General features: G+C 63.1%; 15 protein-coding genes and 1 pseudogene. 15 read left to right on the top strand and 1 reads right to left on the bottom strand.

Going from position 1 to position 16114, the window contains the following annotated elements:
• Positions 1 to 9 precede the first annotated feature (9 nt).
• The 15 genes and pseudogenes from FJ936_RS01220 (at position 10) to FJ936_RS01150 (ending at position 15595) form a co-directional block, all read left to right on the top strand.
• Entirely contained in the window at positions 10 to 873 is an 864-nt protein-coding gene (locus tag FJ936_RS01220; RefSeq protein ID WP_140714382.1) for a bifunctional allantoicase/(S)-ureidoglycine aminohydrolase, read from the top strand.
• Entirely contained in the window at positions 870 to 1373 is a 504-nt protein-coding gene (locus FJ936_RS01215) for an ureidoglycolate lyase (protein ID WP_015314321.1), read from the top strand. Before FJ936_RS01220 ends, FJ936_RS01215 begins: the two co-directional genes overlap by 4 nt.
• Positions 1373 to 1966, top strand: a complete 594-nt coding sequence (locus FJ936_RS01210; RefSeq protein WP_141906031.1) for a nucleoside deaminase — start codon at positions 1373 to 1375, stop codon at positions 1964 to 1966. Before FJ936_RS01215 ends, FJ936_RS01210 begins: the two co-directional genes overlap by 1 nt.
• Before the next feature lie 84 nt (positions 1967 to 2050).
• Positions 2051 to 2329 (top strand): annotated as a pseudogene (locus FJ936_RS01205) (type II toxin-antitoxin system MqsR family toxin); the annotation flags it as partial.
• Between the two features lie 65 nt (positions 2330 to 2394).
• The gene (locus FJ936_RS01200; protein WP_246680390.1) at positions 2395 to 2751 is read left to right on the top strand and encodes a type II toxin-antitoxin system MqsA family antitoxin; all 357 of its coding nucleotides are present in this window, start codon (positions 2395 to 2397) and stop codon (positions 2749 to 2751) included.
• 79 nt (positions 2752 to 2830) lie between these two features.
• Positions 2831 to 4816: a CocE/NonD family hydrolase gene (locus FJ936_RS01195; RefSeq protein WP_140788576.1), complete on the top strand. Its 1986-nt coding sequence runs from the start codon at positions 2831 to 2833 to the stop codon at positions 4814 to 4816.
• Between the two features lie 154 nt (positions 4817 to 4970).
• Positions 4971 to 6557, top strand: a complete 1587-nt coding sequence (locus FJ936_RS01190; protein WP_141906030.1) for an ABC transporter substrate-binding protein — start codon at positions 4971 to 4973, stop codon at positions 6555 to 6557.
• Between the two features lie 16 nt (positions 6558 to 6573).
• Complete coding sequence (locus FJ936_RS01185; protein ID WP_015314326.1) at positions 6574 to 7533, top strand: ABC transporter permease; 960 nt, start codon at positions 6574 to 6576, stop codon at positions 7531 to 7533.
• A gap of 10 nt (positions 7534 to 7543) precedes the next feature.
• Positions 7544 to 8368 carry an ABC transporter permease gene (locus FJ936_RS01180; protein WP_015314327.1) on the top strand — a complete coding sequence of 275 codons (825 nt, stop codon included), beginning with the start codon at positions 7544 to 7546 and terminating at the stop codon, positions 8366 to 8368.
• On the top strand, positions 8365 to 10023 hold the full coding sequence (locus FJ936_RS01175; protein WP_140615074.1) for an ABC transporter ATP-binding protein: 1659 nt from the start codon (positions 8365 to 8367) through the stop codon (positions 10021 to 10023). The genes FJ936_RS01180 and FJ936_RS01175 overlap by 4 nt, the downstream gene beginning before the upstream one ends.
• A gap of 221 nt (positions 10024 to 10244) precedes the next feature.
• Positions 10245 to 11831, top strand: a complete 1587-nt coding sequence (locus FJ936_RS01170; protein WP_140660084.1) for an ABC transporter substrate-binding protein — start codon at positions 10245 to 10247, stop codon at positions 11829 to 11831.
• A gap of 83 nt (positions 11832 to 11914) precedes the next feature.
• Complete coding sequence (locus FJ936_RS01165) at positions 11915 to 12754, top strand: alkaline phosphatase family protein (RefSeq protein ID WP_140788574.1); 840 nt, start codon at positions 11915 to 11917, stop codon at positions 12752 to 12754.
• Between the two features lie 180 nt (positions 12755 to 12934).
• Positions 12935 to 13501: a sigma-70 family RNA polymerase sigma factor gene (locus FJ936_RS01160; RefSeq protein ID WP_140788572.1), complete on the top strand. Its 567-nt coding sequence runs from the start codon at positions 12935 to 12937 to the stop codon at positions 13499 to 13501.
• On the top strand, positions 13498 to 14166 hold the full coding sequence (locus FJ936_RS01155; protein WP_140788571.1) for an anti-sigma factor: 669 nt from the start codon (positions 13498 to 13500) through the stop codon (positions 14164 to 14166). The genes FJ936_RS01160 and FJ936_RS01155 overlap by 4 nt, the downstream gene beginning before the upstream one ends.
• Positions 14156 to 15595, top strand: coding sequence for a S8 family serine peptidase (locus FJ936_RS01150; RefSeq protein ID WP_140788569.1), 1440 nt, complete (start codon positions 14156 to 14158; stop codon positions 15593 to 15595). The genes FJ936_RS01155 and FJ936_RS01150 overlap by 11 nt, the downstream gene beginning before the upstream one ends.
• Here FJ936_RS01150 and FJ936_RS01145 read toward each other — a convergent pair.
• Complete coding sequence (locus tag FJ936_RS01145) at positions 15567 to 16100, bottom strand: hypothetical protein (protein ID WP_141906029.1); 534 nt, start codon at positions 16098 to 16100, stop codon at positions 15567 to 15569. The two genes, FJ936_RS01150 and FJ936_RS01145, sit on opposite strands and share 29 nt — an antisense overlap.
• Between the last annotated feature and the right edge of the window lie 14 nt (positions 16101 to 16114).

Genomic DNA, 16114 nt, shown 5'->3' with positions numbered 1-16114 from the left:
TTTGAACCCATGGATACGATCAGGATGCCCGAGCGAACCTATTATGCCCCAAAGGGCGGCCATTCCGGCCAGAGCGAACTTCTGACCGGCCGCGCCGTCTTTACCGAGGCCTATGCAGTCATCCCCAAGGGCGTGATGCAGGACATCGTCACCAGCGCCCTGCCGTTCTGGGACAAGACCCGTGTCTGGATCCTGTCGCGGCCGCTGTCCGGCTTCGCCGAGACGTTTTCGCAATACATCGTCGAGGTCGCGCCAGGCGGCGGCAGCGAGCGGCCGGAGCCCGATGCCAGCGCCGAAGGCGCCCTGTTCGTGGTCGAGGGCGAACTGACGGTTCTGCTCGACGGCATGAAACATGTGTTGCGCCCCGGCGGTTTTGCCTTCCTGCCGCCGGCCAGCGGCTGGACAGTCCGCAACGAAGGCAAGGCGGCTGTCCGCTTCCACTGGATACGCAAGGCTTATGAGGTCGTCGATGGCCTCGAGATTCCGCAAGCCTTCTTCACCAACGAACAGGAGATCGCGCCGACGCCGATGCCCGGCACCGAGGGCCGCTGGGCAACGACGCGGTTCGTCGATCCCGCCGATCTGCGCCATGACATGCACATGACCATCGTCACGCTCGAGCCGGGCGCGGTCATTCCGTTCGCCGAGACGCATGTCATGGAACACGGGCTCTATGTGCTCGAAGGCAAGGCTGTCTATCGGCTCAACCAGGACTGGGTCGAGGTCGAGGCCGGCGACTATATGTGGCTGCGCGCCTTCTGCCCGCAGGCCTGCTATGCCGGCGGCCCCGGCAAATTCCGCTATCTGCTCTACAAGGACGTCAATCGGCACGCCAAGCTCGGCGGGGCCGGCATCGCGAAGCGGACGTCATGAGCCGCATTGTCGCGCGGCCGCTGACCCGTGGGGCCTTCGCCGAATTCGGCGATGTCATCGACATGGGCGGCGACAACCACTATCCGATCAATGGCGGCAAGGCAGAGCGCTACCATGACCTCGCCACCGCGCAAGCCACGGGGCCGAATGCGCGCGTGCTGATCTCGATGGTGCGCGGCACGCCCTATGACATGCCGCTGAAGCTGACCATGGTGGAGCGCCACCCCTTGGGCAGCCAGGCTTTCATACCGCTGTCGCCGCGTCCGTTCCTGGTCGTCGTCTGCCCTGACGGCAAGGACGGGCCTGGCGAGCCGCATGCCTTCGTCACCGCACCGGGGCAAGGCATCAACTATTTCCGCAATCTCTGGCACGGCGTGCTGACGCCGCTCGGAGAGCCTCAGGACTTTTTGATCGTCGACCGTGGCGGCGACGGCTCCAACCTCGAGGAATTCCATTTCTCGCACGCCTACGAAATCCACCTCCCCGACGAGAGCTTGTGATGACCGACATCTCGCTGATCGACCGCCTGCTCGACGTCATCGAGCACGACATCGTGCCGAAGACGGCAGAAGGCGTCGCCCACGGCAACAAGCTGTTCGGCGCGGCGATCCTGCGCAAGGACAACCATTCGCTGGTACTGGCCGAGACCAACAACGAGATGGAAAACCCGCTCTGGCATGGCGAGGTGCATTGCCTGAAGCGCTTTTACGAGATGCCCAGGGCCGAGCGCGTCGACACCAAGGACGCCATCTTTCTCGCCACACACGAGCCCTGCTCGCTCTGCCTGTCGGCGATCACCTGGGCCGGCTTTGACAACTTCTACTATTTGTTCAGCCACAAGGATTCGCGTGACAGTTTTGCCATCCCGCATGATCTCAAAATTCTGAAAGAAGTCTTCACCCTCGACCCCGGCGGCTACAATGCCGAGAACGCCTATTGGAAAAGTTTTTCGATCCGCAGGTTGGTGCGGGCGCTGGCCGGGGCCGAACGCCAGCGGCTGGAGGAGCGGATCGGGAAAATCTCGGCGCGCTACGACGAATTGTCGGGCGACTACCAGGCGAGCAAGGCTGAGAACTACATTCCGCTGAACTGAGCTTCCGTCTCAACAATCGCCGCTTGTGTTACCCCCTTTATGGGGGCATACTGGATTATGGATAAACGCTGACCCACTTACGATCTTGATGCAATCAAGACGACATTTGGGTCTGTCGACACGCTGGCGATCACAACGTCCGCACTGCGGGATGCTGTTGGGCTGGGCTTCGATCGCGCCGGTTTGATCGAGGTGATCGACAGCATGAGGCGGAAGATGTTTGTGAAGTCGATGACGACTTTCGCGGATCATCGAGTGTGGCAGGATGTCTATCACGTGCCAGCGCGTGACATGCTTCTCTATGTGAAATTCCAGGCGGATGTCGTGACCGAATTCACGATCATGTCATTCAAGGAGACATGACCATGGCGACAAGGGAGAGCAGTGAAACGAATAGGATGGTCTCCCCCGAAACCGGAGAAACGTTGATGCGCGGAGTCCGTCCATTCACCGTGACCTATAAGGGCGAGAGCATGATCGTCGACCTGCCCGGCTACTATCCGCCATCGGATGGCGAGGGTGTGCATGTCGGCGACGATATGGCCGCCGTTGATGCCGCGCTGCGCGCGCTCAAGGAGAAGATCGACGGCGTGCCGGCCCCGTCAACCATCCGCCGCATGCGCAGGAAGCTCAAGCTGTCGCAGCGCGAGGCCGGATCCTTGTTCAAGGTCGGCGAGAACGCCTTCGACAAGTATGAAAGAGGCTTGATCGAACCGAGTGGCCCGACCATTCAATTGATGGCATTGCTGGAGACACATCCCGAACTGCTCGACGAGTTGCGGTAGCGGCACAGGTCGCATATTTCGCTGCTCCAGTCGCGAATGGCGATTGAAAGTTCTCATGCCGCGGAGCGTTATGCCTGCCATGAAAATCATCACCGAATTTCCCCGCAAGGTTGTCGAATTTCCCGATATGGGCATCGTCATGCCCGATGGCTGCCGGCTGTCGGCTCGGGTGTGGATGCCGGAGGACGCGGGCGACGATCCGGTGCCTGCCATCCTCGAACACCTGCCCTACCGCAAGCGCGACGGCACGATCTTTCGCGATCAGCTTACCCATCCCTATTTCGCCGGCCACGGCTATGCCTCGATCCGCGTAGACATGCGCGGCAATGGCGATTCCGAAGGGCTGATGGATGACGAATATTCCGAGCAGGAACTGCAGGACGCCTGCGATGTCATCGCCTGGGCGGCGGCACAGCTCTGGTGCAACGGCAATGTCGGCATGATGGGTATTTCCTGGGGCGGCTTCAACTGCCTGCAGGTGGCGGCCAAACAGCCGCCGGCGCTCAAGGCGGTGATCAGCCTGTGCTCGACCGTCGACCGCTATGCCGACGACATCCACTACAAGGGCGGCTGCCTTTTGAACGAAAATTTCGGCTGGGCCTCGACCATGCTGTCCTATTCGTCGCGGCCGCCGGATCCGCTGATTGCCGGCGACAACAGATGGCGCGACCTCTGGATGACCCGGCTGGAGAACCTGGCCTTCATGGCGCCGCTGTGGCTCAGCCACCAGCATCGCGACGCCTATTGGAAGCGCGGTTCGATTTGCGAGGATTTTTCGGCCGTGAAGGCGGCTGTGCTGTCGATCGGCGGCTGGCACGACGGCTACCGCAACACGATCTCGCACCTCGTCACCAACATCGAGGCACCGGTCAAGGGCATCGTCGGACCGTGGATCCACAAATACCCGCACTATGCCGGCCCCAAGCCAGCCATCGGCTTCCTCCAGGAAGCGCTGCGCTGGTGGGACCGCTGGCTGAAGGGCGCCGAGACCGGCGTCGAGGCCGATCCCGACTACCGCGCCTATGTGATGGACAGCGTGCGTCCCGCGCGCTGGCATCCGGAGCGGCCCGGCCGCTGGATAGCCGAGCAGGAGTGGCCATCGTCCAACATAACGATTGAAGCGCTCGAGCTCATGGCTCCGGGTGCAGGGCCTTCAACCGTCGCTTCGCCGCAAACCTGTGGGCTTGCCGGCGGCGAATACTTTCCGTTCACCTTCGGACCGGAACTGCCGGGCGATCAGCGTCCTGATGATGGGCTGTCGGCCTGTTTCGACCAGCCTGAGCTCACCAAACCGATCGAGATCGTCGGCGCGCCGGAGCTTGAGGTCCAGCTTGCCTCGGATCGGCCCCAGGCCAACATCGCTGTCCGGCTCTGCGACGTGCATCCCGACGGCGCCTCGGAACTGATCTCCTATGGCGTGCTCAATCTGACGCACCGCAGCTCGCATGAATTCCCCGAGGCGCTGGTCCCCGGGGAGACGGTTTCGGTCCGTGTCGTGCTCGATCAATGCGCCTACCGTGTGCCGGCCGGCCATCGTCTGCGCGTCGCCGTTTCGACCGCCTACTGGCCCGCTATCTGGCCCTCGCCCGAGCCGGTACGACTGACCGTGTCGGCGGCCACGCTATCGGTGCCGTTGCGCCTGCTGGCAACAGGCGACGAAGCCGTTTTCGCCGAGCCGGAAGGTGCTACGCCGTGGGCGACCGAGACGGTTCGGCCCGCCAATTCCGAACGCCATGTCGACCGCGACGAAAAGACCGGGATTGTCACGCTGTCGATAACGGACGACTTCGGCGAAGTGCGCGATCTCGACCACGGACTGGTCAACGGCAGCATCGCCCGCGAAACCTGGACCATCCAACCTGACGATCCCCTGTCAGCCTCGGGAAAAACACACTGGACGCAGACCCTGTCGCGAAATGGATGGTCGGTCCGTACCGAGACATGGGCGCAGATGCGGTCGGACACGCAAAACTTCATCGTCAGCGCCCGAATCGAAGCCTATGAGGGCGAAAAACTCGTCTTCGAGCGCGATTTCGACGAAAAGGTCCCGCGTGCGCTTGTTTGAGCGTTGAAATCATTGATCCAAATGCGACGTGCGATTTACGCCACGGCATGTCGCATTCGGTCTTGCTTACCGCTTTCCCTTGCGGTCATTATTCCCTTTAACAAGAAGCAAGAAAATCGACCGCAGAGTCGAACCAACAGAGTGAGGAACTCAAATGTCAAATGAACTAGAATTCCTTAGCCGGCGCGTTGCGTCTGGCAAACTGAGCCGTCGTGATTTTCTCGGCCGGGCGGCAGCGCTCGGCATCGCCGCACCCTTCGCCAACGCGCTGCTTTCGAGCGCGGCGCGCGCAGCGGGTCCGGTCAAGGGCGGTACGCTGAAGGCCGGCCTGGTCGGCGGTGAATCCACCAACAGCCTCGACCCGGCGCTGATGATGACGCAGGTGCCGTTCGCCTTCGGCAAGTGCTGGGGCGAAATGATCGTCGAGCTGTCGCCGGAAGGCAAGCTCGAGAACCGCATCGCTGAAGACATCGGCTCGTCCAAGGACGCCAAGACCTGGACGCTGAAGATCCGCGACGGCGTCGAATTCCACAACGGCAAGACCGTGACCGCGGAGGACGTGGCCGCCACGCTGGAGCGCCATTCGGACGAGAAGTCGAAATCCGGCGCGCTCGGCTACATGAAGGGCATCGACACCATCAAGGCCAGCGGCAAGGAAGTGGTGCTGACGCTGAAGGAGGCCAATGCCGACCTTCCCTATTTGCTCAGCGACTATCACCTGATCGTTCAGCCCAATGGCGGCAAGGACAAGCCAGATGCCGGCATCTCGGCAGGGCCATACATGGTCAAGACCAACGAGCCTGGCGTGCGCCATGGCGGCGAGCGCTTCGCCAATTACTGGCAGGGCGACAAGATGGGCCATGCCGACCAGATCGAGGTCATCGTCATCAATGACGCGACCGCCCGCACGGCAGCGCTGCAGGGCGGCCAGGTCAACATGATCAACCGCGTCGAGCCGAAGATCGTCGACCTGATCAAGCGCGTGCCGGGCGTGACCATCCGCAACCACGCCGGTCCCGGCCACTACGTGTTCATCATGCATTGCAACACGGCGCCGTTCGACAACAACGACCTCAGGATGGCGCTGAAGCTGGCGATCGACCGCGAGGAGATGCTGACCAAGGTGCTGCGCGGCTACGGCTCGCTCGGCAACGACTTCCCGATCAACGCGTCCTATCCGCTGTTCAGCGAGATCGAGCAGCGCAAGTACGATCCCGACAAGGCCAAGTTCCACTACAAGAAATCAGGCCATGACGGCACCGTGCTGCTCAGGACCTCGGACGTGGCTTTCCCCGGCGCCGTGGATGCGTCCCAGCTGTTCCAGCAGAGCGCGGCCAAGGCCGGCATCAAGATCGAGCTCAAGCGAGAGCCCGGCGACGGCTACTGGAACGAGGTCTGGAACAAGCAGCCCTTCTGCGCCTCCTATTGGGGCGGCCGCTCGACGCAGGACCAGATGTACTCGACCGCCTACCTGTCGACGGCAGACTGGAACGACACGCGTTTCAAGCGCCCGGACTTCGACAAGATGGTGCTGGCGGCGCGCGCCGAACTCGACGAGGCCAAGCGCAAGCAGATGTACCATGACATGGCTGTCATGGTCCGCGACGATGGCGGCCTGATCCTGCCGATGTTCAACCAGTTCATCGACGCCACCGGCGCCAAGGTCGATGGCTGGGTGGATGATCCGCACCAGGAACTGATGAACGGCTACGCCCTGGCGAAGTGCTGGCTGCAGGCCTGAGTCCGGCTTTGCAGAGATGTCTTCACCCATCCTGAAACTCATTGCCCAGCGCATTGCGCTGGGCATCCTCCTTCTGTTGGCCATCTCGGTCCTGATCTTCGCCGGCACGCAGATTCTGCCAGGCGATGTCGCGCAAGCAATTCTGGGACAATCCGCGACGCCGGAATCGCTCGCCAATCTGCGCGAGCAGCTCGGGCTGAACGACCCCGCCTATGTCAGGTATTTCCACTGGCTCGGCGGCGTCTTGACCGGCGACCTCGGCACGGCGATGTCGAGCGGGCAGGATATCGCAACCTCGATCAAGTCGCGCCTGTGGAACACACTGTTCCTCGCCTTCTGGGCGGCGATCGTGGCCGTACCGCTGGCCATCATCCTGGGCCTGATCGCGGTGCGCTACCGCAATGGCTGGGTCGACAAGCTGATCTCCGGGCTGGCACTGGCCTCGACCTCCTTCCCCGAATTCTTCATCGGCTATGTGCTGGTCTATTTCTTCGCCGTGAAGTGGCAGATCTTTCCCGGCATCTCGACTGTCTACGAAGGCATGCCCTTCGGTGAGCGGATGCAGGCGATCGCGCTGCCGGCGACGGCGCTGACGCTGGTGGTGCTCGCCCACATGATGCGCATGACGCGAGCGGCGATCCTCAATGTCATGCAGTCGGCCTATGTCGAGACGGCGGAACTGAAAGGCCTGTCGGCGTTCAACGTCATCCGCAAGCACGCCTTCCCCAATGCCATCGCGCCGATCATCAACGTCGTCATGCTCAACCTCGCCTATCTCATCGTCGGGGTCGTCGTGGTCGAGGTGATTTTCGTCTATCCCGGCATGGGACAATATCTCGTCGATCACGTCACCAAGCGTGACGTACCGGTGGTACAGGCCGTCGGCCTGATCTTCGCCGCCGTCTACATCAGTCTCAACATCATCGCGGACATAGCGGCGATCGTCGCCAATCCGCGTCTCCGCCATCCGAAATAGGGGGGCTGATATGCTCGATATCAAACGCATCCCCATCCCCGCGCTGATCGGCATCGTCCTGACGGCACTGTTCGTGCTGGCGGCGATCTTCGCGCCCTGGATCTCACCGCATGACAACGCCGAAATTGTCGGCGATGTCTGGGAGCCGATATCGGCGGCGCATTGGCTGGGCACCGACAATCTCGGCCGCGATTTGCTGTCCCGGATGATCTATGGCGCCCGCATCACCTTGTTTATCGCGGTGCTGGCCACCGCGCTGTCGTTCTCGCTCGGTGCCATACTTGGCTTTTCGGCGGCCGTGTTCGGCGGCTGGTTCGATACGATCCTGTCGCGCCTCGTCGACCTCCTGATGTCAATCCCGACATTGATCATGGGCCTGGTGGTGCTCTCGGTGCTGCCAACCAACCTGGTGACGCTGATCCTGGTGATGGGCATTCTCGACTCGACGCGCGTCTATCGCCTGTCGCGCGCGGTCGCCGTCGACATCAACGTCATGGACTATGTCGAGGCCGCCAAGCTGCGCGGCGAAGGCAGCGCCTGGATCATTTTCCGCGAAATCCTGCCCAACGCGCTGTCGCCGCTGATCTCCGAGCTCGGCCTGCGCTTCATCTATGCGGTGCTGTTCCTGTCGACGTTGTCCTTTCTCGGCCTCGGCGTGCAGCCGCCGGACGCCGACTGGGGCGGCATGGTGAAGGAGAACAAGGACGGCATCGTGTTCGGCATAGGCGCCGCGCTCATTCCCGCGGCCGCGATCGCAGCACTGGCGATCTCGGTCAATCTTGTGGCCGACTGGGTGCTGAACCGCACGACAAGCCTGAAGGGAGGACGCGGATGACGGCCGACGTGAAGGCAAAGTCCACCCCTCTGCTCGATATCCGCAATTTGCGCATCGAGGCGACGGTCTATCCGCCAGGTGAGGCGCCGAAGAATATCGTGCTCGTGCACGACGTCTCGCTGACGCTGGAGAAGGGCAAGGTGCTCGGCCTGATCGGCGAATCCGGAGCCGGCAAGTCGACCATCGGCCTGTCGTCCATGGGCTATGGCCGTGGCGGCGTGCGCATCACCGGTGGCGAGGTGCTGCTCAACGGCCGCGACATCCTGAAGGGCGGCAAGGAAGGTTTCCGCAAGCTGCGTGGCCGCGAGGTCTGCTATGTCGCGCAGTCGGCGGCGGCCGCTTTCAACCCGGCGCACAGGCTGATGGACCAGGTGGTGGAAGCCACGCTGCTGCACGGGACGGCGACACGGGCGGAGGCCGAGAAACGCGCGATCGCGCTGTTCAAGAAGCTCAGCCTGCCGAACCCGGAAGCCATCGGCGAACGCTTTCCGCACCAGGTGTCAGGCGGCCAGCTGCAGCGCGTCATGACGGCTATGGCGCTGTGCTCGGAGCCTGACCTGATCGTCTTCGACGAACCGACGACGGCACTCGACGTGACGACGCAGATCGACGTGCTGGCGGCGATCAAGGACGCCATCCGCGACACCCATGTGGCGGCGCTCTATATCACGCACGATTTGGCCGTCGTTGCCCAAGTCTCGGACGAGATCATGGTGCTGCGCCACGGCCGGCTGGTCGAATGGGGCGGCACCCGCCAGATCATCAAGGAACCGCGCCAGGAATACACCAACGCCCTGGTTTCGGTGCACGAGATCGAACATGCCGAGCAGAACCCCGGCACCACGCCGTTCCTGTCGGTCAAGAACGTCACCGCTGCCTATGGCGGCGGCCAGGTCAAGGTGCTGAAGAACGTCTCGGTCGATATCTACCCCGGCCAGACATTGGCCGTGGTTGGCGAATCCGGCTCCGGAAAATCGACGCTGGCGCGCGCCATAACCGGACTTTTGCCACCCGAGCAGGGCACCGTCACGTTCGACGGACGCCCGTTGGCCAACCGGCTTGCCGACCGGCCGAAGGAGGATTTGCGCCAGCTGCAGATGATCTATCAGATGGCCGACGTGGCGATGAACCCGCGCCAGACCGTCGGCACCATCATCGGCCGGCCGCTCGAATTCTATTTCGGCATGCGCGGCAAACAGCGCGATGCCCGCGTCGCCGAACTGCTCGACAAGATCGAAATGGGCAAGGGCTTTGTCGACCGTTACCCGGCCGAGCTTTCCGGCGGCCAGAAACAGCGTGTTTGCATCGCCCGCTCGCTCGCGGCAAAACCCAAGCTGATCATTTGTGACGAGGTGACCTCGGCGCTTGACCCCTTGGTGGCGCACGGCATCCTGAAGCTTCTGCTTGAACTGCAGAAGGAGGAGAACGTCGCCTATCTGTTCATCACCCACGATCTGGCGACGGTGAAGTCGATCGCCGATTCGATCGCTGTGATGTATCGCGGCGAGGTGGTGCGCTATGGTTCGAAAAGCAAGGTGCTGACGCCCCCCTTCGACGACTACACCGACCTTCTCTTGTCATCGGTCCCGGAGATGGAGATCGGCTGGCTGGAAAAGGCGATCAAGGGGCGGCGCATGGCCAGCGCGGGGAACTAGCGCAGTTCACCGTTTCACGGAAACGGTGAACTGCTCTATCTCTTTGTTTTTACGCAATTTCGGAAGGAAGACCGTTCATACTTTCCTCGAATTGCTCCCGCCAGCCAGCGATCCGCAAGCCAGGGGAGATGGCGATCGTCATCCGCATGCAACACTAGGGCGCCACACGTCCTTTGGACGGGCGCCACTGGTGGGACGTTGTTTTCAACAAGGGGTAGGACATGAAGACTGAACTCGATCATCTCGCCGATCTCGCTGGCCAGGGCCGGATATCGCGTCGCGACTTTCTTGGCCGCACCGCGGCGCTTGGCGTGTCCGCCGCGCTGGCAACGACGCTGGCGGGGAGGGCCTTCGCGCAGAGTCCGGTCAAGGGCGGCATCATCAAGGCCGGCCTGCAGGGCGGTGAATCGACCAACAGCCTAGACCCTGCCCTGAACCTCAGCCAGGTCACCTACAGTTTCAGCAAGCAGTGGGGCGAGTATCTTGCCCGGCTAAGCCCAGACAACAAGCTGGTAAACCTGATCGCCGAAGACATCGGCGCTTCCAAGGACGCCAAGACGTGGACGATCAAGGTCCGTGACGGCATCGAATTCCACAATGGCAAGACGGTAAACGCCGAAGACGTTGCCGCCACCATCGAGCGCCATGCCGACGAGAAGTCGAAGTCGGGCGCACTCGGCATCCTCAAGAACATCAAGGGCGTCAAGGCGAGCGGCAAGGAAGTGATCGTCACGCTCGGCGATGCAGACGCCGACTTCCCCTATCTGATGGCCGACTACCATCTCGTCATCCAGCCGAATGGCGGCAAGGACAACCCGAATGCCGGCATCAGCGCCGGTCCGTACAAGGTCACCGTCAACCAGCCGGGCGTGCGTCACGGCGGCGAACGCTTTGCCAACTACTGGCAGGGCGACAAGGCCGGCCATGCCGACCAGGTCGAGATCGTCGTCATCAACGACGCGACGGCGCGTCTCGCTGCCCTCCAGGGCGGTCAGGTCCACATGATCAACCGCGTCGAGCCGAAGGTTGTCGATCTGGTCAAGCGCATTGCCGGCGTAAGTATCGAGAACGTGTCTGGCAAGGGCTACTACCCGTTCAACATGTTCTGCGACACCGCACCCTTCGACAGCAACGATCTGCGTATGGCGCTCAAGCTCGCCATGGACCGCGAGGAAATGCTGGAGAAGATTCTGCGCGGCTACGGCTCGGTGGGCAACGACTTCCCCATCAACGAAGCCTACCCGCTGTTTACCGCCATCGAGCAGCGCAAATTCGATCCCGAAAAGGCCGCCGCCCTCTACAAGAAGTCGGGCCATAGCGGCTCGGTCCTGCTGCGTACCTCCGATGTCGCCTTCCCCGGCGCCGTCGACGCCGCCCAGCTCTATCAGCAGAGTGCGGCCAAAGCCGGGATCAAGATCGAGATCAAGCGCGAGCCCGGCGATGGCTACTGGTCCGAGGTGTGGAACAAGAAGCCCTTCTCGCTCTCCTATTGGGGCGGCCGCGCCACGCAGGATCAGATGTATTCCACCGGTTACGTCTCGACAGCCGACTGGAACGACACGCGCTTCAAGCGGCCGGAATTCGACAAGATGCTGTTCACCGCGCGCGGCGAGCTCGACCAGGACAAGCGTAAGGCGATCTACCACGACATGGCGGTCATGATGCGCGACGAAGGCGGCCTGATCGTGCCCTTCTTCAACCAGTTCATCGACGCGGCCGCCACCAACAAGATCAGCGGATGGGTCAAGAACCCGATCGGCGAAATGATGGATGGGTACGCGCTGGGAGAATGCTGGCTGAACGCCTGACATCTGTCTCATATTGAAAAGCGCCGCGTGTCCCAACGACACGCGGCGCACTCGTTTCAACAGACAATCGCGTGGAGTAACCGGTGGCGATCCAATCCAAGCTTCTGCTGATCATCCTCGATGGCGTTCCCTACCGCAACTGGCGCCGGCTGATGGGCAATCTCGAGGGTTGGGTGCAATCGGGCGAGGCGCGGGTGTGGAAGATGCGCTCGGTGCTGCCGTCGACCTCGGCCTGCTGCTATGCCTCGATCCACACCGGCGTTTCGCCGCAGGTGCACGGGATCCTGTCCAACGAAAACCGGTTTCGCGTCGGACAGCCCGATATCTTCTCGGAAGTCAGCAAGGCCGGCGGCAGGACCGGCGCGGTTACCCATTCCTACTGGTCTGAATTCTTCCGTTCCTACCCCTTCGACCTCGTCGAAGACATGGAATATGACAAGCCCGGCGGACCGATCACGCATGGCCGCTTCCACACGATGACCGGCTACAATCTCAAGAACCAGATGACGCCGAGCGATGTCGACCTGTTCGCGACGCTGACCATGCTCACCCGGCGCCATGACATCGACTACGGCATCCTGCACACCTGCACGCTGGACTCGATGGGCCATCGCTTCGGTCACGACTGCCACGAGATGGACCATGCCTGCTACGCCATGGACGGCATGCTGGCGGCCTTCCTGCCGGGCTGGATCGAAGCCGGCTACGAGGTCATGGTCACCGCCGACCATGGCCAGACCGACCGCGGTCACCATGGCGGCCATGACGACGAGATGCAGGATTTCGCACTGTATTATTTCGGACAAGGCAAAGGGCCGGAAGCCGACACGCTGCTCGACCAGCTGCAACTGGCGCCAACGGTGTTGAGCCGGCTCGGCGTGCCGGTGCCGGCGACGATGAAGGCGAAGGCTTTTCTCACCTGATCGAGCGGCTGGCGCCTCCCGCATCCGCCTGCCGGCACCTTCTCCCCCTAAACGGGGCGAAGGGATGCTCTGGCAACCGCCCCGCTCTTCGGTTAGCCTCCCGAAATTCCTTGGCGGAGGATGAACCTTTTTGGACCGATCGGCGACAGAGCAAACAGGAGCCAGGCGGCTCGACCGGCCATGACAGCGGCGACGGCGACCGATCGCGCGCTTGTCGACCGGGTCGCGAAGGGCGACCGGGCCGCCGTGCGGCTCCTGTTCATGCGTCACCACGCGCGGGTCTACCGCTTCGTGGCGCGCCAGACGGGATCGGAAATGATGGCTGACGATATCGCCAACGAGGTGTTTCTCGAACTGTGGCGCCAGGCGCCGGGTTTCGAAGGGCGCTCCGAAGTCTCGACGTGGCTGCTCGGCATCGCCCGCTTCAAGGCGCTGTCGCTGCTGCGCAAGAAGAAGGAAGACTGGATCGACGACGAGGCCGCCGCCGCGGTGCCCGACAGCGCCGACACGCCCGAGGTCGTCACCATGAAGGAGGATAAGGCCGCCGCCTTGCGCCGCCTGATTGACGCCCTGCCCGAGGAGCACCGCACGGTGATCGACCTCGCCTATTATCAGGGCCAGTCGGTGACCGAGATCGCCGAGGTGCTCGATATTCCGGTCGCGACCGTCAAAACCCGTATGTTCTACGCCCGCAAGAAACTCGGCGAAGCCCTGAAAGCCGCCGGTTACGACAGGGGGTGGCCATGAGCGCCGCTGAAAAGATGTCGCGCCGCGACGAAATGGAGACGCTGCTGCCGTTCTATCTGAACGGTTCGCTGGAAGGTTCGGATCTGGAAGCCGTCGAAGAATGGCTGGCCAACGATCCCTCGGCACTTGCCGCGCTTGGCGAGGCGGAAGCCGAGTTCTCCGGTACGGCGGCGGCCAATGAGGCGATCCGCCCGCCGGCCGATGCGCTCAGCCGCTTCGCCAAGGCGCTGGACGCGGAGGCCGGGCCTGCACGCAGGCCGGCCGGATCGTCCTGGCTGGCGCAGGCGTGGGGCCGTTTCATGGCGGTGCCGGTCGGCGTCGCCTGGGCGGCGGCCGCGGTTCTGCTGGCCTTGATCGCGGTGCAGTCGCTGGTGCAGCCCGGCGGCAGGGGCGGCAATTTCGAGATCGCCGGCGCACAAGACGATCTGGCCAAATTGCCGTTTGCGCTGGTCAAGTTCAAGCCGGACGCCAGGATGGCCGACATTGCCGTCTTCCTCGACGCCAACAAGCTCAAGATCATCGGCGGACCGACCGCCGATGGCATCTTCAGGCTCGCCATTCCGGCGACGACAGCCGCCGACTACGAGAAGGCGCGCAGCCTTATTGCCGCCCAGCCTTTCGCCGAGACTGTGATCGAGGGAAGGAAACCTGTTGATGGCGGCTGAGGCGGTCATTCGATTTGCGGCTGTCCTTGCGGCGGCGATGACAATCGCCGCCGTGCCTGTGTCGGCGCAGACCAACGACGGCAATCCCGAGCGGGCCAAAATCGATTGCAGCAACGACGCCAATGCAATGGCGGCCGACTGCGTCAAGGACGGCGGCGCCACCAAAGGCGGGTCGGGTGCGGCCCAGGCCAGCGCCGTTTTTCTGCCCGCCTTGATCGTCGACCTTTTCCCCAATCCGGCCGCCCCTCCTACACCGGTGCCGGCACCACGGCCGGAGCCCGCGACTTCCCCCGGGGGCAACCAGGCCGGCCCGCCAGCCAGTGGACCGATCGTCTCGCCGACCGATCTCATCACCGTCCAGTCGCGGCGCGCCGTGACCGGGGAGTTCGTGCCGGACGAGGTGCTGGTGACGGTCGATGGCGATGCCGGTGCCGTGCAGCAGATCGCCGCTTCCTTCGGCCTAGAAGTACGCTCGCAGCGCCAGTCCCGGCTGCTTGGCGCCACTTTGGTGCGTTTCGGCATTCCCGATGGCCGCCCTGTCGGCGTGGTGCTGGCGCAGCTTGCCGCCGACGGCCGCACGCGGCGCCGCGAGCCCAACCACATCTACTCGCTGCAGCAGGCGGCCGGCATCGTCAACTATGCCTTCGACCGCATCGCGCTCGACGCCAAACAGGCCAGCGGCGAGAACGTGCGCGTCGCCGTCATCGATACCGGCATCGACGACAGCAATCCGGCGCTTGCCGGCGTCATCGCCGCGCAGTTCGACGCCATGCCCGACGTGCCGATCGAAAAGCGCGACCACGGCACTTCGATCGACGGTCTGATTGCCGGCGTCGGCCCGCTGGAAGGCATGGCGCCGGGCGCCAGGATCTACCATGCGCGCGCCTTCGAGGGCGGCAAGTCGACCATGGACGTCATTCTGTCGGCGCTCGACTGGGCGGCGGACCAGAATGTCAGCATCATCAATATGAGCTTCGTCGGACCGAAAAACGACCTGCTCGGCACCGCCTGCCGCAATGCACGGGCGCTTGGCATGGTGCTGGTGGCGGCGGCCGGCAATAACGGGCCGAAGGCGCCCTACGGCTATCCGGCCGCCTTTGACGGCGTCATCGCCGTGACGGCCACCGACGCCAAGGATGCGCTGATGCCGCAGGCCAATCGCGGCGCCTATGTGTTCATTTCCGCGCCCGGCGTCGAGATGGTGGCGCCGAGCGGCGCCGGCTCGGATGTCGTTACCGGCACGTCGTTCGCGGCCGCGATCGTCAGCGGCGCCATCGCCAACCTCATCCATGCCACGCCCGACCGCTCGGCCGACGACATCGAGAAGGCGCTTGCGGCGACCGCGAAGGATCTCGGGCTTAAGGGGCGCGACAATGATTTCGGCTACGGCCTGCTGGACATCAAGGCTGCAGGGACTGCGAAGGAATAGCCAGCGACGGCTCACGCGGCGCTTTGCCGGGACGAAGCAGGAACCAGAACGCGGCGATGTGCGTGATCATCAGCAGCGGCACGTAGATGATGGGGATCGCGTAGGTGGCTCCCAACTGTTCCGCGTGCTCGGGAAGGCCTTCCTGAACCGCGTGGTAATAGTCGACGACGAGGTCGGCCATTCCGACGAGATTAAAGGCGACGACGAACGACCAGAAGAGCAAGCGAACTCTGACCGTCAGCAATGCCAGCATGGCCAGCACCCCGGTGGCGAAGTCGCCATAGGCAGCGAACATGGCGAAGCCGGCAGGCAGATTGGGGCCGACGACGCCCGGAAGCAGGAACACGAGACCGAAGAAGCGGAAACTGTGCAGCGTGGCAATGGCGCGTTGCGCCGCCATCCGATCCATCGAGACCAGCCATGGCAGGCCATATGCACCGAAGCAAAGCAGCCATGCGACATAGCCCAGGACGAGTTGGATCTGGAACAGCATCGGCGTTGACATCGGTTTCCTCGCAA

It is taken from the genome of Mesorhizobium sp. B2-4-13, from assembly GCF_006658535.1.
Taxonomy (GTDB): domain Bacteria; phylum Pseudomonadota; class Alphaproteobacteria; order Rhizobiales; family Rhizobiaceae; genus Mesorhizobium; species Mesorhizobium australicum.
Note: the sequence above shows the minus strand (reverse complement) of the source record. Positions and strands in the feature narration are given on the sequence as shown.